The sequence below is a fragment of the Corallococcus sp. Z5C101001 genome, from assembly GCF_007352635.1.
GTDB lineage: Bacteria > Myxococcota > Myxococcia > Myxococcales > Myxococcaceae > Corallococcus > Corallococcus silvisoli.
Map to the genome: position 1 here is coordinate 831,873 of NZ_VKLU01000001.1, position 18,998 is coordinate 850,870.

Sequence of the window (18,998 nt, forward strand, 5' to 3'; positions counted from 1 at the left end):
TTCATGGCCCGCGAGAAGAAGACCGCATTCGACATCATCCTGTGGGGGGCCACGGGGTTCACCGGCCGCCTGGTGGCGGAGTACCTGGCGCGCACGCAGGACGCGCATGGCGCGAAGTGGGCGCTGGCCGGCCGGGACACGGCGAAGCTGGAGCAGGTCCGCTCGGAGCTGGCGCGGGTGCGGCCCCAGTTCGCGGACCTGCCGGTGGTCCTCGCGGACGCGAAGGACCCGGCGTCGCTGGACGCGCTGGTGGCGCGCACGCGCGTCATCATCACCACCGTGGGGCCCTACGCGCGCTACGGCTCGGAGCTGGTCGCCGCGTGCGTCCGCGCCGGCACGGACTACTGCGACCTGACGGGCGAGGTGCAGTGGATGCGCAAGATGATCGACGCCCACGACTCGCGGGCGCGGGAGACGGGCGCGCGCATCGTGCACACCTGCGGCTTCGACTCCATCCCCTCCGACCTGGGCGCGCTGATGCTCCAGGACTACATGCGGGAGAAGCACGGCGGGCACTGCGACCGCATCCGCTTCCACGTGACGCGCATGCGCGGCGGCTTCAGCGGCGGCACCATCTCCAGCATGCTGGACACCCTGGACGCGGTGAAGGCGGATCCGGCGCTGAAGCGCCTGCTGGCCAGCGCCCACGCGCTGGACCCCGAGCCTGGCCGGGGCACCCCGGAGGAGCGCGACCTGGCCACGGTGAAGAAGAGCCCGGACACGGGCGGGTGGACGGGGCCGTTCGTGATGGCGTCCGTCAACACGCGCGTGGTGCGGCGCTCCAACGCGCTGCTGGGCTTCCCGTGGGGCCGCGACTTCTTCTATTCGGAGGTCTCCGACTTCGGGCCCGGGCCCAAGGGGTTCGCCCTGGCGGCGGGGACCACCGCGGGCCTGGGCGGCTTCATGGCCGCCACCAAGGTGGACGCGGTGCGCGGCCTCCTGGAGAAGCACGTGCTGCCGGCGCCCGGCGAGGGGCCGTCCGCCACGGTGCGCGAGCGTGGCCTCTTCGAGGTGCGGCTGTTCGGCGAGGGGCTGTCCCCCAAGAGCGGCCAGCGCGTGAACGTGGAGGGCCGGGTCGCGGCCCAGGGCGACCCGGGCTACGCGGCGACGGCGCGCATGCTCTCGGAGTCCGCGCTGTGCCTCGCCTTCGGCGCCATCCCCAGGCAGGGCGGCGTCCTCACGCCCGCGTCGGCCATGGGCATGGTGCTGGTGGAGCGCCTGCGCAAGGCGGGGATGACGTTCGAGGCGCACGACCGCGCCGCGTGACGCGCCCCCGCGCGCGTGCCTCAGTCGCGCAGGTAGTGGCAGGTGTAGCCGCCGGGGTTCTTCACCAGGTAGTCCTGGTGGTAGCCCTCGGCGGGGGTCCACTCCCCGGCGGCGGAGATCTGCGTGACGACGGGGCGGGCCCACTTGCCGGACGCGTTGACGCGGGCCTTCACCGCCTCGGCCGTCTGGCGCTGCGCGTCCGTCAGGTAGAAGATCGCGGAGCGGTACTGCGTGCCCACGTCATTGCCCTGGCGGTTGAGCGTCGTCGGGTCGTGCATGCGGAAGAACCACTTCTCCAGCAGGCCCTCGTACGTGAGCAGCTTCGGGTTGAAGACGACGCGCACCGCCTCCGCGTGGCCCGTCTCCCCGGTGTGCACATCCTCGTAGGTGGCGCCGCGCTTCGCGCCGCCCGTGTAGCCCACCTCCGTGTCGATGACGCCGGGGATCTTGCGCAGGATGTCCTCCATGCCCCAGAAGCACCCGCCCGCCAGGTACGCCGTCTCCCGGGGGGCCTCCGTCGGCGCGGCGGCCTTCGCCAGCACGGCGGCGCCCGCCGCGGGGACGAGCGCGCCCGTCGAGTCGCCGGGCGCCTTGCGCCCGAAGGAGGGCAGCCACGCCCCGTAGCCCTGCGCGGCCAGCTCGTTCACGGGGATGAAGCGCAGCGACGCGGAGTTGATGCAGTAGCGCAGGCCGGTGGGCTTGGGGCCGTCCTCGAAGACGTGGCCCAGGTGGGAGTCGCCGTCCTTGGAGCGGACCTCCACGCGCTCCATGCCCAGGCTGTCGTCGCGCTTCTCCACCACGTGGTCCTTGTCCAGCGGGCGGGTGAAGCTGGGCCAGCCCGTGCCGGACTCGAACTTGTCGCGCGAGGAGAAGAGCGGCTCGCCGCTGACCACGTCGACGTAGAGCCCCTCCTCGTGGTTGTTCCAGTAGGCGTTGCGGAAGGGCGGTTCGGTGCCCCCCTTCTGGGTCACCTGGTAGGCGGTGGGCGACAGGGTGCGCTTCAGCTCCGCGTCGGAGGGCTTCGCGTACTCGCGGCCGTCCCGCACCGGAGCGGACTGCGTGACGGCGGCCTTCGTGTCGGGCGGCGCCCCGCGCGCCTCGGTGCACGCGCTCAGCGCCGCGGCCAGCGCCAGCGCGACGGGCCACAGCCGGCGCGGCGACGGCGCGGCGCGGCGGATGCGAGGGGATGCGGTTCGGGCGGACGTCATGGGACGCGAAGCCTCCGGACGCGCCCGGTGCGGGCGCTCCTTCCTGGTACGCGGGACCCCAGCGGACGGTTTCAGCGATTGTGGGCGGACGGCCGGGCGGGCCATGCCGTGGCCTCCCGGAGGCCCGGGCAGTGGCCGGGGAGCCCCGTCGGCGCTACGGTGTCAGGGCCGGGAGGGTGCGCGCATGGGCCATGGACGCGGACCGCGAGGTCCCATCGGACGGGTGACGGGCATCTCCCGGGCGGAGGGGGCCAACGTCATCCTTCGGGTCCGGGCCCTCCAGGGCGTGGAAGGCGCGGCGCCCGTGTCCGCCCGGAACACCCCCCAGCGCTCCTTCGCGGAGGTGATGGAGCGCCATGCCCAGGGGCTGAACTCCGCGGAGCCCCTGCCGTCGCCCGTGGCCCCCAAGCCCCTGCCTCCACCCGTGCGCGGCCACGAGGACGCGGAGCTGATGACCGCGGAGCCCGCGCCCGACACCTTCGTCGGGCTGATGTGGTCGAAGCTGAAGCGCCCTCGCTGAACGCCCGCGCCGCTAATCGCACTTGCCCGCGAGCCCCGTCGGGGAGCCGCAGCCCGGGTCCAGGGTGTCGAGCGTGGACCGGGGCGCGCGCATGGCCGTCGTGGTGGTGGCGCCCAGCAGCACGGAGACGCCGTGGGCCCTCGCGTCCGGCGTGACGACGTCTGGCTTCAGGTCCCCGTTGAGGCGCCCCACCGCGACCGCGTAGGGCCCGGCTCCCGTGGACAGCAGCGTGTCCTCGCCGAAGGTGCCGTTGCCCATGCCGGGCAGCAGGGACACCGTGTCCTCGCCGAAGTTCGCGGTGACCAGGTCCAGCTTCCCGTCGCCGTTGAAGTCCCCGGGCGCGACGAAGTACGGCCCGCCCCGCACCTTGAAGTCCGAGCGCGCTGGGAACGCGCCGGTGCCCGTGCCGCGCAGCACGGACACGCTCCGGCCCAGGAAGTTCGCGGTGACCAGGTCCAGGTGCCCGTCGCCGTCCACGTCCGCCGCCACGACCGAATAGGGCGCGTTGTCCGTCGCGAAGTCCGCGTGCGGGCGGAACGTCCCGTCGCCCACGCCGAGCAGCACCGACACCGTGTCCACGAAGTTCGCGGTGGCCAGGTCCAGCTTCCCGTCGTGGTTGAAGTCGCCCACCGCCACCGCGAAGGGCGACGTGCCCGTGGTCACGTCCTTGCGCGGCTGGAAGGTGCCGTCCCCCCGGTTCAGCAGCACCGACACGGCGTCGTTGAACGCGCTGGCCGCCACCACGTCCAGCTTCCCATCGCCGTTGAAGTCCCCCACCTCGACCGCGGACGGCTCGCCGCCCACGGGCAGGTCGGTCCGCGAAGCGAACGTCCCATCCCCCCGGCCCAGGAGCAGCGACACCGTGCCGCCGAAGTTGCTGGTGACCGCGTCCAGGTGGCCATCGCCGTTGAAGTCCCCCACCGCGACCCCCGTGGGCCGGTCCCCGAGAGGCATGTCCATCCGGGCCGCGAACGTCCCGTCGCCCGAGTTCAGCAGCACGGACACGGTGCTCGCCGTGTGGTTGGCCGTGATGACGTCCAGGCGGCCGTCCGCGTCGAAGTCGCCCAGCGCCACCGCGTGGGGCCCCAGCCCCGTGGGCACGAGCAGCTGCGCCTCCAACAGCGGCCGGGGTGTGTCGCCCGTCAGTCGCGGCAGGGCCATGCCCACCAGCCCCGCCACGCTGAACAGCAGCACGCCCGCATGGGCCATTCCGTGGTGTCGCATGTCCGCCCCCCTGGCGGCCTTTGAACCTGCAAGGCCGTACGAACGCGGTTTCCTTGATATCCCCGCGCGAAGGCCAAGAGGTAAGAAGGCGCGCCGTGGGGGACCATGCGCCTGGGGGGAGGGGTGGGGGCGCGCGGGTGACAGCGGGCGGCCCCGGGGGACGGCTTGCGCGCGGGGTAGGCTGCGCGGTGCCCATGCGCCCCCCGTCCTTGCTCCCGCCGTCCCCGTCGCGCCAGGCCCTGGTGGTCACCACGTCGGACCGGGTGGACGTGGCGCTCGCACAGCGTGCGCGGAGCGCGGCGGAGGAAGTGGGTGTTCCGTATGTGGAGCGCCACCACAAGCTCCCCTTGAAGAAGCTGCTCACCGACATGGCGGATGCGCTGGTCGTCTTTGAGTCCACGGCGGTGTCGCTGGTGGACGCGGAGGGCACGCTGCGCTTCTCCCCCGGGCTGGCGCACCTGCGCGTGAAGCAGCTGGACGCGGGGGTGGAGGAGGACATGCTCCTGCGCATCGCGGGGCTGCGCGACGGGGAGCACGTGCTGGACTGCACCCTGGGGTTGGGCGCGGATGCGCAGGTGGCGGCGCGGCTGGTGGGGCCCTCGGGCCGCGTCACCGCGTTGGAGAAGCGCCCGGCGCTCTACCTGCTGGTGCGCCACGGGCTCTTGGGCCTGCCGCGCCACCCGGCCTCCTGCGCGGTGGAGGTGGTGCACGCGGACGCGGCGGTGCACCTGCGCGCGGTGCCGGACGGCGCGTTCGACGTGGTGCTCTTCGATCCGATGTTCGAGCGCGAGCGCAAGTCCTCCGCCGCGTTCGAGGCGCTGCGCCGCCACGCGGACCCCGCGCCGCTGACGCGGGAGATGGTGGAGGAGGCCCGGCGCGTGGCTCGCCGGGCCGTGCTGATCAAGGGGGCGCGCTACTCGAGTGACTTCAAGAAGCTGGGCATCACCCCGGAGCCCGCCCGGCCCAACGCCACCGTGCTGTGGGCGAGGCTGCCAGGGCGGGGGGCGTGAGCGTCAGGCGCGCTTGAAGGCGCTCGCGTCCGGCAGGCCGCTGCCGCCCAGGTCCGCGCCCATGGCGGTGAGGATGCCGGAGTAGATGTCCGGCTCGTTGGACGTGAGCTTGCCGGGCTGGGCCTCGCCGGTGCGCGCGTCGAAGCCGTAGGTGAGGGTGGTGTCAGGGTCCACGCCTCCCAGGACGGTGTTGCCCTTCACCATGGGGGACAGGAGCAGGAAGCCGTTGTTGAGGTCGTGCCCGGATCCGAACTCCGTGGCGCCCGAGGGGCGCGGTCGCGTGCGGCCGAACTCCGTGGCCACGTAGAGCATCGTGCGGTCCCACATGGACTCGCCGGTGTCCGCGTCGAAGGGCTCCGCCTTGAGCAGGGTGATGAGCGAGTCCACCGTGGACAGGATGCGCGCCCACATGAAGGCCTGCCCGCCCCGGTGGTCGTTGTGGCTGATGTCGAACGCGAGCGGCGGGTTGGCGATGCCGTTGGGCCCGCCCACCGCGACGTTGAAGTCGGGCCCCAGCGTCACCGACACCGACACCCGGTACTTGAGCAGGAGGAACGCGAGCGCCGCCTGGCCCTGCACGGGGTCGGTGAGGAACGCGGGGAACGCCGCGCGCAGCCGCGCGCCGTCCGGCGAGCTCTCCAGCCCGTACCGCGACAGGGGAATCTGCGGCAGGTCGGGCAGGATGTTGAGCCGGGTGATGAGGTCCATGGCCTCCAGCTTCGGCTGCTGCACGCCGCGCTGTTCATTCCAGCGCCGGAGCGCGGCGCTGTCCTGGAAGGTGCGGCCGAAGACGGACTTCTGGTCCAGCGCGTCCCGCGTGCCGCGCGCCAGGGCGATGACGTCCTTGGATGGCGCGCCCGCGATGCCGCGCGAGCCGTCCAGGCCCAGGGGCCAGAGGGAGGGGTTGACCACGCTCTCCCCGAAGCAGGAGAGGGGCAGGGCGTCGTCGGTGCCGCGCTCGGCGTAGCCGCCGGTGCCCATGTTGACGTTGGGCAGGGGCAGGCCGCTTCCCCACTGGAGCGCGACGGCCTCCTGGAGCGTGCGCCCCCGCCACGCGGCGTTGCCGGTGAGCGAGCGCTTCTGCGCGATGCCGTGGTTCACGGACGTGCCCACGGAGGTGGCCACCAGCATCTCGTGCTGGTGCTTCTTCACGAACGCCAGCTGGTCCGTGTTGACCGGGATGTTGATGCTGCCCAGGCGCGTGTTGCTGTACTTCACGGCGCGGAAGGGGCTGCCCGCCACGGCCTGCACCTGCGCGTCCGGGAAGGTGTTGACCGCGCTCGCGTTGGCGGACTCGGACTGGCGCACCGCGAGGAAGCTGTCCACGATGGACGCGCCCCCCGCCGCACCGATGACGATGAGGAACTTCGGCTTGCCGTCGAGCGCGTCGCGCTTGCGGCCCAGCTTCTCCAGCGCCTCGGGGGTCTGCAGGGATTCACGGCAGCCGGAGAGCAGGGGGCCCAGGGTGGTGGAGCCCGCGGCGCAGAGCGACAGCGCCCGCAGCAGCTCCCGACGCGACAGCCGGCCGGTGGTCTTGAGGGTCATGGACGGGGTTCCTCAGTAGAAGACGGCTTCGGCGGAAGAGAAGACGGCGAGACAGGAGGCCTGCATCCACGCGACGCCCGGGCGGGCCGCGCCGGTGGCCGCCACGTCGCCGGCCAGCCGCACCAGCGCGTCGCGCTCCTCCTGGGTCGGGTCGCGCAGCCACGCCCGACGCACCAGGGACGTCATCGCCGTGGCGACGGCGGGGCTCGCGGCGTCCGCCAGCTTCCCGTCCGCCGTCAGGGCGACGTCCTTGAACACCACCGCGGCGGCCGGCGCGCTCACGTCCAGCGAGACGCGGGCGTTGCACGCGGAGAGCACGGTGCGCTCCACGGCGAGGGGCGCGGTGGCGCCCGTCACCGGGGCCGTCTCGTAGACGCTGTGCTGGTAGGGGTCCACGCCGCCCAGCGCCACGCCGTGCACGTTCTGGCAGGGGTACAGGCCCAGCTCGTTGCACACGGAGGCGGCGGGCAGCTCCAGCGCCTGGGCCAGGTCGAGCGACAGGCGCTCGGGCCCCTTGAAGCGCAGGTTTCCCTTCTGGGACTTCGCGACGCCGCCGTCGTACGTGGGCGTCACGCCGGGGTTCTCTCCCGGGCCCAGGTCGACGGCGACGGGGAGCGCGTCGGAGCAGCCCGTCAGCAGGAGGCAGGTCAGCAGCAGGCGTTCAGGGCGCACCGTAGGCCTCCGTGCGGATGAGGTCGTGAAGCATCTTCTGCACGCGGTAGCCGTGCGTGGAGCGGAAGGCCTGCCAGGTGCGGACGAACTCCTCGTTCTCTTCCGGGAGGGGCGCGTGGCCGACGAGCAGCTTCCAGTAGTCGGTGACGGTGGAGATGGCGAAGGCGTCGCTGTTGGCGGCCACCCGGGCCCACTCCAGGAGGTTGTTCACCGGCTGGCCCAGGATGACGCCCTTCTCCGGCGTGTTCTTCAGGGTGGCCACGTCGTTGGGGAACAGCAGCTCCAGGCGGTTGGGCAGGTAGCGGTTGGACAGCACGCCGCTGATGCCGTTGTAGTTGCGGTACGGGTACGACAGCGGGTCGAGCGTCGCGTGGCAGGCGGCGCACTGCGGCGCCTGGACGCCCTTGGCGTCGTAGTCACGCGGCTCGCTGGCCACGCTGTGCAGGCCCTCCTGCTTCGCGATGTCCAGGCCGAGGTAGGCGCGGTACATCTGGGACGCGGCGTTGCGCGGCAGCGCGGTGAACATGACGAACGAGGTGAGCGTCCACGCGCTGGTCATGTTGCCGGCGCGGTGCGCGGCATCCACCGTCTGCGAGGGCAGGCTGGGGGTGGAGGTGTACGTGGTGGGGTTCGTCCCCGCGCGCTTCACGTGGAAGGTGGCGGTGAGGACGTCGCGCGCGTCGTGGTCATCCGTCTGGGACCAGGTGAAGAGCGCGTAGTCGTCGTCGTAGTCCGCCAGCGGAATCTGGCCCGCGTCCTCACCGGACTTGATGGAGCCGATGGGGCGGATCTTCGGGTGGGCGACCTTCCAGAGCTGCCCGTGCTTGCCGCGCCAGAAGTCGGACTGGAGGCAGCGGTCCAGCTCCTGGTCGATGAAGGCGCGCTGCGTGTCCGGGTTGCCCAGCTCCACGAACGTGGCCACCTGGACGTAGGTGGGGGACGTGCCGCAGAAGTCGCTCAGCATGCGGCGGTACACGAAGCGCGGGTCGTACTGGCAGACCTTGAACTGGGGGTTCTCCCCGCCGCCGCAGACGCCGCTGGGCGGGACGCTGGTGGCGTCACCGGGCAGCGAGCCCTGCTCGACCTCGAACTGGTTGGGGGCACCGTCACCATCGGCGTCCGCGGTGGCGATGGCCCGGAGCGCGGCGGGGAGCGCCGCCGCGAAGTCCTCGTCGGACAGGGGGCGGGGCTTGCCGGGGGCCAGGTGGGGCTCCAGCGCGGCGCCGTAGGCGTTCCGCTGGGGCGGCGCCACGTGGCAGTAGGTGCAGGCGGGCTGGGTGCCCTGGCACGCGGGGGCCGTGGGGTACTCGGCGCAGAAGGCCGCGGGGCCCGTGGGCTTCGCCAGGGCTGGGGTCGCCAAGCCCAGCAGCAGCCCGAGCAGCCACCAGCGGCGCGGGGGTTCAGGAAGTGGGGGCACGCGGGCTCCGGAAACGGGGGACGTTCCTTGATGGACACCCCAACCCCGGAATTCAGAAACAGTTTCGGAGATTCGTGCGAAGAGGAGGCGGTCGGACCCTCAGCGCGGCCGTCGTTCCGACACGCGCACCCAGTCCACTTCCATCGTCTGGGGCCCCTGGCGCAGCAGGTCCGCGGTGGCCTGGGGCACGCCGAAGTAGGGCTCCTTCGCCTTGTTGACGCCCTCCGGGTAGCCGCCCCCCACGGCGAAGTTGAGGATGATGAACAGCGGCTTGTCGTAGGCCCACGCGCCGTGGCGCTCCACCTCCTCGCGCGTCGCCGTCTTCACGCGCTCGCCGTCGACGAACCAGTGGATGGCGTCGGGCGAGGTCTCCACGCCGTACTCGTGCCAGTCGCTCACCGGCGTGCGCGGCGTGAAGCGGCCGTTGATGGGCGTGTCGCCGGAGTAGCCCGGGCCGTGCAGCGCGAAGGAGACCCAGTCGCCGTAGCCGACGTTCTCCATGATGTCGAGCTCGCCACACGCGGGCCACCCCGTCGAGTGGATGTCGCTGCCCAGCATCCAGAACGCGGGCCAGAGCCCCACACCCACCGGCAGCTTGATGCGCGCCTCGACGCGGCCGTGGCGGAACTCCCGCTTGCCCGCGCTCTCCACCCGGCCCGACGTGAACGGGTAGCCGTTCGCGGCCTGCATGCGCGCGGTGAGCTTCAGCGTCCCGCCGCTCACCGACACGTTGGCGGGTGACGTCGTGTACTGCTGCTGCTCGTTGTTCACGTGCACGTCGGTGTTGAGGATCCAGTTGCGCTCATCCACCGCGTCGCCGTCGAACTCGTCGCTCCACACCTGGACCCAGCCGCCGCCCGCGTCCGGTGCCGCCGCGTGCTTCGGTGTGCCCGCGCAGGCCGTCAGTCCCGCCGCCAGCGTCCACGCCATCGTCGCCATGCCGCGTCTCGCCGCCATCGCTGTTCCTCGCACGTGTGGGTCGGGGGCTTCGGAAAGGAGAGGCTATTGGAGCGTCCGCCGGTCCACGGGGGCCGTGGGGGCCTCGCCCCGGTAGGGCGTGGCCGGAGGCAGCAGCAGCGATTCGCGCGGCGTGCCGTCCACGTCCAGCGACACGTCCACCACCGGCTGCCGCACGGGCTCCACGCTGCCGTCCGCGTGCAGCAGCACGCCGCCGCCCCTCGGGATGCCCAGCCCGCGCGTGGGCAGCCCCATGCGCTGGACGGCGAGCTTGAGCCCGGGCCACTCGGGGGGCTCGTGCACCCCGATGAGGTACGGCGTCAGCCCCAGCACCGGGAAGGGCTCGCCCTCTCCGGGCAGGTCGTCGCACCACGCGCCCAGGCCCAGGTGCATGGCCCCGGCGGACACGCCCATGAGCAGGGCGCCCGCCTGGTGCCGCTCGCGCAGGAGCGCGTCCACGCCGTGCGCCTGGAACGCGTCCCAGCCCACGCGCGGGTCGCCGCCCGCGAGGAGGATGACGTCGGCGCTCCCAAGCCACGCCAGGTCCCGCGCCGAGGGCGCGGCCGGGATGCTCCGGCACCGCGTGATGCCGATGCCCTCCATGGCCGCGACGAAGATGTCCTGGAACTCCGGCGCGTCGCCGTTGGAGGCGCCCAGGTACGCGGCCGTCACGGGCGGAACGCGCAGCTCCGCGCCGGTGAGCACGCGCACGAAGTCCAGGAAGGGGCGCCCCTCCACGCGCCAGAACAAGGGGGCGCTGTCAGCCAGCAGGAGGAGGGGCGGAAGCGGCATGCCGCGAGCCTACCGCCACTGGTAGGCGCGCACCCAGTCCACTTCCATCGTCTGCGGCGCGTTGCGCACCAGGTCCACCGTGGACTGCGGCACGCCGTAGTACGGCGACGTGGCGCCGTTCTGGCCGAAGGGGTAGCCGCCGCCCACCGCGAGGTTGAGGATGATGAACATCGGCTTGTCGTAGACCCACGCCCCGTAGCGCGTCACCTCGGCTCGCGTCGTGGTCTTCACCAGCGCGCCGTCGATGTACCACTTGATGTCCGCGGTCGAGTACTCCGTGCGGTACACGTGCCAGTCGCTCACGCTGGAGGACGGGTAGAAGCGGCCATTGATGGGCGTGTTGCCGGAGTAGCCCGGGCCGTGGAGCGCGCCGGACACCCAGTCGCCGTAGCCGACGTTCTCCATGATGTCGAGCTCGCCGCACGAGGGCCAGCCCACCGAATTGATGTCATTGCCCAGCAGCCAGAACGCCGGCCAGAGGCCCGCGCCCACCGGCATCTTGATGCGCGCCTCGATGCGGCCGTGGCTGAACTCCCGCTTCCCCGCGCTCTCCAGCCGCCCGGAGGTGAACGGGTAGTTGTTGTTCCATTGCAGGCGCGCGGTGAGCTTCAGCGTGCCGTTGCTCACGGAGATGTTGTCGCCGGACGTGGTGTACTGCTGCTGCTCGTTGTTCACGTGTACGGACGTGTTGGGCGTCCAGTTGGCGGTGTTGACGCTGGTGCCGTCGAACTCGTCGCTCCAGATCTGCACCCAGCGGTCCGCCCCGCCGCCCACGACGCCAAAGGAGAACGCCTCCCAGCAGCCGGCGGTGGCGCGGTTGGCGTACAGCGGCGCGGTGCCGCCCTGGTTCGCGTCCGCGGACACGTACAGGCCGGTGCTCTTCGCCCTCAGCCCCACGGTCCCGTCGGGGAAGGGCACCCAGGTGAAGCGCTCCCAGTCCCCCACCGCCGTGCGGAAGCCCGTCACCTGTCCGCCCGCGTTGGGATCCGCGGACACGTACAGGCCCGTCTCCAGCACGCGCAGCGAGATGAAGTCATTGCCCGCGTCGCCCACCTGGAACTGCTCCCAGCCCTGGGCCGTGTCCCGGTTGGCGACCAGTGGCGCGGTCGCGTGGAGGTTCTTGTCCGCCGACACGTACTTCTGCGTCGCGCACGCCTTGAGCCACACCGTCTGCCCCAGCGGCGCCGCGGTGGCGGACTGCTCCCGCGCCGCCACCCGGGGCGTCGTCAGCGCCCCCTCCATCGCGGGGGCAGGGGGCTCGCCACACGCCGTCAGCCCCACCGCCACCACCAGCGTCCACAGCGTCTTCCCGGCTCTCGATGCCATCGTCATCCTCGGTTGGGACCCGGTGCTCACCGCACGACGCCAGCCCCCGGCGCGGAGGCCCCCGGACCAGGTCCGCTTGGGTGGGGCGCTGAAAGTGGATTATCCTAGTTTTCATGCAAAACAAACTTACCTGGAGTCTAGGGGTGCTCCTTGGCGCGGCGCTGGTGGGCGTGCCCCTGGCGGTGTTCGCGGAGGGCCGGCCTTCGCTGGTGAACACCCGCATCGCGACGCCGTTCGGGGCCAACGGGCACTCGTCGACGGTGGACGGGCGCGTCTTCGTGGGCAACATCGGGGAGGACCACGCGACCACGACGACGACGTGGATTGCGCGGGTGTTCCGTCCGGAGGCGGTGACGTACGACGCCGCGGGCAAGCCGTCCTTCGCGGGGACCTTCTCCGCGGGCAAGACGGTGCAGGTGCGCAACGGGGAGAACGCGCTGGCGTTCTGCTTCACGAACCCGGCGCAGCCGTACACGCTCTCTGGCGGGGTCGCGGTCTATCAGCCGTTCATCTTCGACTCGATGATGTTCAACGGGGACAACGTCTTCCGGCGGCGCACGGCGGACCTTCGCGTGTCCCAGCCCTTCACGCCCCAGGCGGAGGTGGCGTCGTTCACCACCGGCGCGCTGGAGACGCTGCGCACCGTCACGGGCGCCACGCTTCGCGGCATCGAGCCGACGATGACGTCCGACGGCCGGCTGCTCATCTACCAGGGCGCGCCCGCGAACACGGGCGGCATCGACCACATGATGTACGCCTACAACCCCACGCCGTGCCTGGCCACCGGCTGGAGCAACCCGCGTCCGCTGTCGATGATGTTCAACGACCCGGATGCGGGCGTGAAGCGCTACCCGCTGGCGTGGAAGCGCTTGAAGGCGGCCACGGGTGAGGACTTCGGCGACACGGCCTCCGGTCCCCTGGTGCGCGGCGCCTACGCGTGGGTGGACCACGAGGGGCGCAACCTCCTCTACATCGCGGTCACCTACACGGATGGGGCGCGGCGGGAGGCGGTGAGCCTGGTGGGCGCGGACACGAACTGGACCGCGTACCACATCGATGGGGCCATCAACACGGACCGGATGGACATCGCGCACCTCTTCTACTCAGGGCCGATGTGGAACTTCGAGCAGGAGCGCCTGCCGTCCCAGAGCTTCCCGCCGGGGCAGGGCAACGAAGCGCACTACCTGCCCGTCACCAAGACGCACGACGTGCTGTCCCTCTTCGGCAGCAACACGGGCGACTACAACGAGGTGGACCTGGGCGAGCTGATGGACCCCTTCCACCTGCTCTTCCTGCCCATGAACGAGCTCGTCACGCGCGCGGGCGCGTACGACCTGACGCGCACGCCGGACCTGTCCGGCCACTTCTTCACCGGCGCGCTCGTGGGCAGCGCCTCCATCTCCCCGAGCAACGCCGTCACGCGCGCGTCCCCGGACTCGCTGTGGCAGCCGCACGGCAAGGGCAAGGCGCTGGTGGTGCCCGGGGGGAGCGCGCTCGCGGTCCCCCTGGCGGATCCTCCCGGCGCGCCGCTGCCCGGCGTGGGCGCGGACGTGCGCGCCCTGTCGGTGGAGTTCGCGGTGCGGCCGGACGCGGACATCCAGCAGGGATGCACCACCGGCAATCCCTACCGCTACCTGATGCAGAAGGCGGGCGGGCTGGACGTCATCTACGAGGCGGGCAACCAGCTGCACTTCTCCCTGGTGGTCAACGGCCAGCGGGTGCGCCTGGGCTTCAGCCCGGCGCTGCCCGTGGGGCAGTGGACCCACGTGGCCTATACCTGGGACGGCACCACCGGCGTCTTCCATGAATACTTCAACGGCGTGCCCACGAATCGCGCGCTGCCGGTCGCGCCGGGCTCGGCCCGGCTGGGCGCGGGGACGCTCTACATCGGCGCGGGCGCGAACCTGGACACGCAGCGCTGCCCGGCGAACGGCGAGGGCTCGTTCCGGGGCGCCATCGACGAGGTGCGCATCTTCACGCACGCGCGCTCCAACCGGAGCATCTGCCTGACGGCCCACGGCGCCAACTGCCGCGAGGAGGCCATCCAGCACGCGCCCTCCGCCGGCCAGTTCGTGATGAGCGCCCAGGCTCCGGCGTGCAGTGGCACCCAGGCCCTGAACACGGCCGCGTGCCAGTCCGCGATGCACCGGGTCTGCGCGCAGCGCGGCGCGGGCGACGCGATGGCGAACACCACCAACACCTGGGACACCATCCAGCAGCTCGTCAGCAACCGCCCGCCCATCTCGCTGGCGGGCGTGCCGGTGTCGTCCACGGCCACGGACCTGACGGTGGCGTGCGCGCCCATCCAGCACCAGAGCGTGGCGGTGACGTTCGAGGAGCTGGCGCGCATCCACGCGGGCTGCACCGACGACCGCGTGGTGACGGGCACCCACTGCGCCGCGGCGGCGCACCGCTTCTGCAACAGCCAGGGGTGGACCACGGGGCAGATCTTCGAGCTGACGTCCCGCCCGTGGGTGGGCTGCTTCAACTCCGGGCTGCGGGTGGACGTGGAGAAGTCCGTGCTGGGGCCGGTGTCCAACCTGGGCGACTACACCGCCCCCGGCTCACGGCTGGAGGTGAGCCAGTGGTGCCGCACGCAGGGCTACGGCGCGGGCGTCGTCCAGGAGATTCCCAGCGGCACGAAGGCCCACGTGCATTGCTTCCAGCCCGCGGTGACCGCGGCGTGGAAGTACACGCCGTGAGGCCTCGCGCGCCGCCGGGGCCGCAGGGTCGCCCTGGCGGCGCGGGGGGGCTTCATGGCTTCAGCGCCGGGCGGCGATGGCGCTCGCGCGGACCGCGTCCACCAGCTCCCCGTTGGTGAACGCCTTCCCGGCGATGCCCCAGCCGCCGTCGACGGCCTCGTGGAACAGCACCCAGGTCCGCTCGCGGACGCCCGGGTCGGCGGCCAGCTCGCCCACGATGTCGGTGAGGCCCGCCGCGATGCCCGTGCGCTGCTCCTGGCTGAGGGACTTCGCGGGCGTGAGCACCTGGATGCGCACCACCCCCGCGGGCTTGCCCCCCGCGGCGGCCCGCCCCTGGGGCAGCATGTTCAGGAACGCGCCGGTGTTCGCGACCGCGTAGGGGATGCCCGTCACCTTCTCCCACTGGAGGAGGCAGGCCGTCGCGCGCTCCAGCAGCGCCGCCTCGCTCGCCTGCGGAAAGGTTCCTTCGGTCGCTGCGATGTCGATCATGGGCATGGTTCGGGTCCCTCCAGGACTATGACGGTTGTCATAGTGGCGGCCCAGAACTAATTAAGATGGTCGTCATAGTCAATGGGGTGCGATGGCCGAGCGTGTGAAGGGTGGGGCCCGGGAGCGCGTGCGGGGCTCCGCGAAGAAGGAGGAGGAGGCGCCGGTGGCCTCCGAGCGGACGCCCCGGGAGCGGATGGTGTACGCGGCCGCCTCGCTGCTGAGTGAGCGGGGGCTCGCGGGCACGTCGTTCTCGGAGATCATCGAGCGCAGCGGCGCGCCCCGGGGGTCTATCTACCACCACTTCCCGGACGGGAAGGACGCGCTCACGGCGGAGGCCCTTACGCTGGTGGGGGAGCGCGTGCTCCTGGCCCTGCGCGCGGGGGAGGGGGGGACGCCGGCGCAGGTGGTGCAGCGCTTCTTCGAGGCGTGGCGCAAGGTGCTGCTGAAGACGGACTGTCAGGCGGGGTGCGCCATCGCGGCGGTGGCGAACGAGCGGCTGGCGCACCCGGAGCTGGGCGCGCGGGCGGCGGCGGTCTTCATCTCCTGGGAGCGCGAGCTGGAGGCGCGGCTGGTCGCGGCGGGGCTGGCCCCCGCGAAGGCGGGCAGCGCGGCGGCGCTCATCCTGGCCTCGGTGGAGGGCGCGTTGATCCTCTGCCGCGCCCGCCGGGACATCGCGCCGTTCGACGCCATCCGCGACGCGCTCGTGGCCTTCGTGGGGCCGTGAGGCTCAGGCGTGGTGGAGCAGCGTCTCGAAGACCATCAGGTTGAGGCCCACGCCGACCAGCCCCACCATCGCCACGGCCAGCAGGGCGGTGGACACGCGCCGCCGGAAGCCGGCCTCCTGGGCCATGCTCCGGATGAGCGGGATGTTCACCACGATGCTGGTGAGGCTGGAGAGGATGACGCCGTTGACGCCGGTGACCGCTGAAATCTCATGGTGGCTGATGAGCGTGGCGGCGGAGGCGATGGAGGAGGCGCTCGACAGGAAGCCCCCCAGGATGCTGACGAAGTAGAAGCTGGCGGAGCCGAAGTTGCGCTGCGCCAGCGCGCCCGCGACGTTGAGCGCCAGGAACACGAGGCCGAACTTGATGGCCGCCATCAGGCGGAAGGGCGACTCCAGCGCGAGCTGGGGCGTGCCCTCCGCGGGGGCCTGCACGGGCGAGCGGCGCCACAGCACCGCGCTCACCAGCAGCATCAGGGTGAACGGGATGGCGCAGTGCACGGCCGCCTGCGACGCGAAGATGACGACGATGAGGCCGTTGCGCAGCAGCATCGCGCCGGTGGCCAGCAGGATGCCCCGGTACGCGGACGGCAGCAGCGGGGCGCCCACTTCCTTCAGGCGCGTGGCCAGCTCCACGATGACCTTGCGGCTGTTCACCAGCCCGCCGAAGAACGCCGTCACCTCCATGCCTCGGGGCCCCAGCGTCTTCAGGAGCATGTAGTTCACGAAGCCCACCGCCGCGATGATGATGACGCTGGCCCAGTTGGACTGCGGCTCGATGAGGCCCCACGGGTCCACCGGGTGCGCGGGCAGGATGGGGAAGATAACGAACGTCAGCACCGCGAGCAGGATGGCGGAGCGCAGCTCCTTGTCGGACAGCCCGCCCACGAAGCCCGCGATGGACTGCTTCCAGGCGAGCAGCGCGGCCGTCAGCACGCCCACCACGATGGGGGTGAACGTGTGCCCCATGCCGCACAGGATGCCGCAGAAGGCCACCACCATCAGGGCGGTGGAGGTGGTGAGCGCCAGCCGCCGGTGCAGCAGCAGCTCCCGCCCGTTCATCATCACCACCAGCAGCGTGACGAAGCCCGCGGCCACCAGCGCGAAGGCCTGACCCGTGAGCCCGCCCAGGCAGCCCATCAGCGCGGTGAGCGCGAAGGTGCGCACCCCCGTCTTGCGGCTGTGCTCGCGCTCCAGGCCGATGAACAGGCCAATGGCGATGGCCAGACCCACGCGCGTCAGCACGGGCACCACGGGCCAGTGTGACGCCTGGGCCAGGAGGGTGGGCAGGTCGGCGGGGGAGTCCATGGGGCGCCTCCAGGCTGGCATCACGGCCCGGGAGGACGCCCGGGCCGCGCGCCCCATTGCTTGCTGGAGCGACCTTTTCTCATGTCGGAGATGGGGGGCCCTGTCAACGCATCCGCAAGGGGTTCGGAGGGGCCTTCTGGCTTTGGGCTATCGTCGCCCGCCGCAGGGATTTCCAGGAAGCGCTCCGGGAGTTGGAAGTGGATGCCGACCCCGGCGGGGACGCCGTCCGGCGGGCCTATCTTCGCAAGCTCAAGACGCGCAAACCGGAGACGGACCCGGAGGGCTTCGCCCGCCTGCGCGAGGCCTACGAGACGGTCCTGGCGGCCCGCGAGGGACGCGAGGGTCCGCGCACCCAGGCGGCAACGCGCGAGGAGCCCGCGGAGCGCGCCCCCGAGCCCGGGCCGGCCCCCGCGTCCGCGCCGCCTCAGGAGGTGCTGGAGCGCTTCCGGGCGGAGTTCCGCGCGCTGCCTCCGGACGCGCCCCTGGACGCGCCGGTGGAGGTGGCGCGGCGTGCCGTGGAGGCCCTTCAGGACGCGGTGGAGCCTCGGCAGTGGCTGGTGAAGGCGCTGCTCGCCGCCAACCGGAGCCAGGAGGCCCTGGCCGCGTACCGCGACGCCTACCGGCAGGGCCATGTCGGCTTCCTGGCGGAGCTCTCGCAGTGGTTTCCGCGGGCGCTGGACGACACGGAGATCGAACTGCTGGGGAAGGCGGCGCCACATCGGTTCCTCTGGATGCTGGCGGATGATCTGCTCGAACTGGAGGAGGTGGAGCGCGCCTCGAAGGTGGCTCGGGTCGCCTTCGACAAGATGGGGACGGGCCCGGAGGAGCCGCCTCCGCCTCCCCGCTGGTTCGTGCAGTTCGTGTTGCTGTTGCACCTGAATGGCCACCCCGGCACGGGCCGGGAGCTGGCGCGGCGCTACGGGGCCTGGATGCAGGGCGAGGGCTTGCTCGGCGCCTTCGAGAGCGACGAAGAGTTGGCGCGCTTCTGGCCGCTGGTGCTGGAGCTGGGGGCGCTGCCGGACTCCTTCAGCGGCACGCTGCGAGGGATCCTCGCGCGGGTCGTGCTCGAGGGGCAGGTGCACGGCGCGCGGTCCGCGTTCCAGGCGCTGGCGAAGGCCCAGCCTCAGGAGGCCGCGGAGGCGGTCCACCTGCTGCGCGAGCACGCTCCGCTCCTGTACCGGGTGCTGGACAGACCCGCTCCGCCCGGGCCGAGGCAGGAGCCGCGCGGGCCCCGCGGCGCGACGGAGCCGGGCCCCGCGCCCCGGCCCCCCGCCGCGCAGGGCCCTGCTCCCGCGCCCGAACCCGAAGGGGGCCGTCCCGTGCTGGATGCCGCACCTGTGCCCACGCTGGACGGGGGGGCTCTGGGACCCGCTCGCGCGCCGGATGCGGGGGTGCCCTCGCGAGCGGGCGCGACGATGCCCCTGGCTGGGCGTCCGGGCTTCTCCCGTGTCTTGACGCTGGCGCTGGGCGGGCTGTTGGCGCTGCTGGTGGTGGCCCTGGCTGTCCACGTCGTTGTCTCCTGGCGACAATGGGGGACCCGCGTGCCGAGGCCGGAGCAGGTGGAGAACGCCCGGCGTCACGCGGAGGGGCTCTGCAGGAGCTTCACGGGGGTGGATGGCCAGAAGGGCTGCAACCACCTCCACGCGCTGGTGGCGCTGGGCGATGAGGGAGACTGCGGGAGGCTGCTCGCGGAGCGCATCGCCTTGAGGACCCGGCTGAGCGATCAGCTCGCCGTCGTCGGGGCGAAGGGCGATTCCTCGCGGCAGGCCCGGCAGGAGGAGATGGATGAGGCCTTCAGGGCCTTCGAGGACGCTTTGGGGCACATCTGCCAGAGGTGAGAC

General features: G+C 72.2%; 16 protein-coding genes. 6 read left to right on the plus strand and 10 right to left on the minus strand.

What is annotated here, in order from left to right; genetic code table 11:
- Positions 1-3 precede the first annotated feature (3 nt).
- Positions 4-1,266 (plus strand): trans-acting enoyl reductase family protein, encoded by a 1,263-nt coding sequence (locus FOF48_RS03535; protein ID WP_143898693.1) that lies wholly within the window; start codon positions 4-6, stop codon positions 1,264-1,266.
- Between the two features lie 20 nt (positions 1,267-1,286).
- On the opposite strand, the gene FOF48_RS03540 is transcribed toward FOF48_RS03535, so the two are convergent.
- Positions 1,287-2,474 (minus strand): bifunctional methionine sulfoxide reductase B/A protein, encoded by a 1,188-nt coding sequence (locus tag FOF48_RS03540; RefSeq protein ID WP_143898694.1) that lies wholly within the window; start codon positions 2,472-2,474, stop codon positions 1,287-1,289.
- A 184-nt stretch (positions 2,475-2,658) separates the two neighbouring features.
- Between FOF48_RS03540 and FOF48_RS03545 the strand changes: the two genes are divergently transcribed.
- A complete protein-coding gene (locus tag FOF48_RS03545; protein WP_143898695.1) occupies positions 2,659-2,994 on the plus strand; it encodes a hypothetical protein in 336 nt (111 codons plus the stop codon).
- A 12-nt stretch (positions 2,995-3,006) separates the two neighbouring features.
- On the opposite strand, the gene FOF48_RS03550 is transcribed toward FOF48_RS03545, so the two are convergent.
- Positions 3,007-4,218 (minus strand): VCBS repeat-containing protein, encoded by a 1,212-nt coding sequence (locus FOF48_RS03550; RefSeq protein WP_143898696.1) that lies wholly within the window; start codon positions 4,216-4,218, stop codon positions 3,007-3,009.
- 194 nt (positions 4,219-4,412) lie between these two features.
- On the opposite strand from FOF48_RS03550, the gene FOF48_RS03555 reads away from it, so the two are divergent.
- A complete protein-coding gene (locus tag FOF48_RS03555; RefSeq protein ID WP_143898697.1) occupies positions 4,413-5,228 on the plus strand; it encodes a class I SAM-dependent methyltransferase in 816 nt (271 codons plus the stop codon).
- Positions 5,229-5,231: 3 nt separating this feature from the next.
- Here the strand turns inward: FOF48_RS03555 and FOF48_RS03560 are convergent, their stop codons facing one another.
- From FOF48_RS03560 to FOF48_RS03585, 6 genes are all read right to left on the minus strand, one after another.
- The gene (locus tag FOF48_RS03560; protein ID WP_143898698.1) at positions 5,232-6,773 is read right to left on the minus strand and encodes a hypothetical protein; all 1,542 of its coding nucleotides are present in this window, start codon (positions 6,771-6,773) and stop codon (positions 5,232-5,234) included.
- Between the two features lie 12 nt (positions 6,774-6,785).
- The gene (locus tag FOF48_RS03565; RefSeq protein WP_255441848.1) at positions 6,786-7,445 is read right to left on the minus strand and encodes a hypothetical protein; all 660 of its coding nucleotides are present in this window, start codon (positions 7,443-7,445) and stop codon (positions 6,786-6,788) included.
- Entirely contained in the window at positions 7,435-8,862 is a 1,428-nt protein-coding gene (locus FOF48_RS03570) for a hypothetical protein (RefSeq protein WP_143898699.1), read from the minus strand. Before FOF48_RS03570 ends, FOF48_RS03565 begins: the two co-directional genes overlap by 11 nt.
- A gap of 99 nt (positions 8,863-8,961) precedes the next feature.
- A complete protein-coding gene (locus FOF48_RS03575) occupies positions 8,962-9,819 on the minus strand; it encodes a family 16 glycosylhydrolase (protein WP_143898700.1) in 858 nt (285 codons plus the stop codon).
- Positions 9,820-9,864: 45 nt separating this feature from the next.
- Positions 9,865-10,611: a Type 1 glutamine amidotransferase-like domain-containing protein gene (locus FOF48_RS03580; RefSeq protein WP_143898701.1), complete on the minus strand. Its 747-nt coding sequence runs from the start codon at positions 10,609-10,611 to the stop codon at positions 9,865-9,867.
- Between the two features lie 9 nt (positions 10,612-10,620).
- Positions 10,621-11,937, minus strand: coding sequence for a family 16 glycosylhydrolase (locus FOF48_RS03585; RefSeq protein ID WP_143898702.1), 1,317 nt, complete (start codon positions 11,935-11,937; stop codon positions 10,621-10,623).
- A gap of 113 nt (positions 11,938-12,050) precedes the next feature.
- Between FOF48_RS03585 and FOF48_RS03590 the strand changes: the two genes are divergently transcribed.
- The gene (locus tag FOF48_RS03590; protein ID WP_143898703.1) at positions 12,051-14,639 is read left to right on the plus strand and encodes a LamG domain-containing protein; all 2,589 of its coding nucleotides are present in this window, start codon (positions 12,051-12,053) and stop codon (positions 14,637-14,639) included.
- A gap of 60 nt (positions 14,640-14,699) precedes the next feature.
- On the opposite strand, the gene FOF48_RS03595 is transcribed toward FOF48_RS03590, so the two are convergent.
- Complete coding sequence (locus tag FOF48_RS03595) at positions 14,700-15,134, minus strand: tautomerase family protein (protein WP_143898704.1); 435 nt, start codon at positions 15,132-15,134, stop codon at positions 14,700-14,702.
- An 85-nt stretch (positions 15,135-15,219) separates the two neighbouring features.
- On the opposite strand from FOF48_RS03595, the gene FOF48_RS03600 reads away from it, so the two are divergent.
- On the plus strand, positions 15,220-15,852 hold the full coding sequence (locus FOF48_RS03600) for a TetR/AcrR family transcriptional regulator (protein WP_255441849.1): 633 nt from the start codon (positions 15,220-15,222) through the stop codon (positions 15,850-15,852).
- Between the two features lie 3 nt (positions 15,853-15,855).
- On the opposite strand, the gene FOF48_RS03605 is transcribed toward FOF48_RS03600, so the two are convergent.
- Positions 15,856-17,157, minus strand: coding sequence for an MgtC/SapB family protein (locus FOF48_RS03605; protein ID WP_143898705.1), 1,302 nt, complete (start codon positions 17,155-17,157; stop codon positions 15,856-15,858).
- Between the two features lie 197 nt (positions 17,158-17,354).
- Between FOF48_RS03605 and FOF48_RS03610 the strand changes: the two genes are divergently transcribed.
- The gene (locus tag FOF48_RS03610) at positions 17,355-18,995 is read left to right on the plus strand and encodes a hypothetical protein (protein ID WP_143898706.1); all 1,641 of its coding nucleotides are present in this window, start codon (positions 17,355-17,357) and stop codon (positions 18,993-18,995) included.
- Positions 18,996-18,998: the final 3 nt, after the last annotated feature.

What these genes read in the sequence shown, in the direction of transcription:
- FOF48_RS03535 (WP_143898693.1), top strand. Translation starts at nt 4, where the DNA reads ATGGCCCGCGAGAAGAAGACCGCATTCGACATCATCCTGTGGGGGGCC.
- FOF48_RS03540 (WP_143898694.1), bottom strand. Translation starts at nt 2,474, where the DNA reads ATGACGTCCGCCCGAACCGCATCCCCTCGCATCCGCCGCGCCGCGCCG.
- FOF48_RS03545 (WP_143898695.1), top strand. Translation starts at nt 2,659, where the DNA reads ATGGGCCATGGACGCGGACCGCGAGGTCCCATCGGACGGGTGACGGGC.
- FOF48_RS03550 (WP_143898696.1), bottom strand. Translation starts at nt 4,218, where the DNA reads ATGCGACACCACGGAATGGCCCATGCGGGCGTGCTGCTGTTCAGCGTG.
- FOF48_RS03555 (WP_143898697.1), top strand. Translation starts at nt 4,413, where the DNA reads ATGCGCCCCCCGTCCTTGCTCCCGCCGTCCCCGTCGCGCCAGGCCCTG.
- FOF48_RS03560 (WP_143898698.1), bottom strand. Translation starts at nt 6,773, where the DNA reads ATGACCCTCAAGACCACCGGCCGGCTGTCGCGTCGGGAGCTGCTGCGG.
- FOF48_RS03575 (WP_143898700.1), bottom strand. Translation starts at nt 9,819, where the DNA reads ATGGCGGCGAGACGCGGCATGGCGACGATGGCGTGGACGCTGGCGGCG.
- FOF48_RS03580 (WP_143898701.1), bottom strand. Translation starts at nt 10,611, where the DNA reads ATGCCGCTTCCGCCCCTCCTCCTGCTGGCTGACAGCGCCCCCTTGTTC.
- FOF48_RS03585 (WP_143898702.1), bottom strand. Translation starts at nt 11,937, where the DNA reads ATGGCATCGAGAGCCGGGAAGACGCTGTGGACGCTGGTGGTGGCGGTG.
- FOF48_RS03590 (WP_143898703.1), top strand. Translation starts at nt 12,051, where the DNA reads ATGCAAAACAAACTTACCTGGAGTCTAGGGGTGCTCCTTGGCGCGGCG.
- FOF48_RS03595 (WP_143898704.1), bottom strand. Translation starts at nt 15,134, where the DNA reads ATGCCCATGATCGACATCGCAGCGACCGAAGGAACCTTTCCGCAGGCG.
- FOF48_RS03600 (WP_255441849.1), top strand. Translation starts at nt 15,220, where the DNA reads ATGGCCGAGCGTGTGAAGGGTGGGGCCCGGGAGCGCGTGCGGGGCTCC.
- FOF48_RS03605 (WP_143898705.1), bottom strand. Translation starts at nt 17,157, where the DNA reads ATGGACTCCCCCGCCGACCTGCCCACCCTCCTGGCCCAGGCGTCACAC.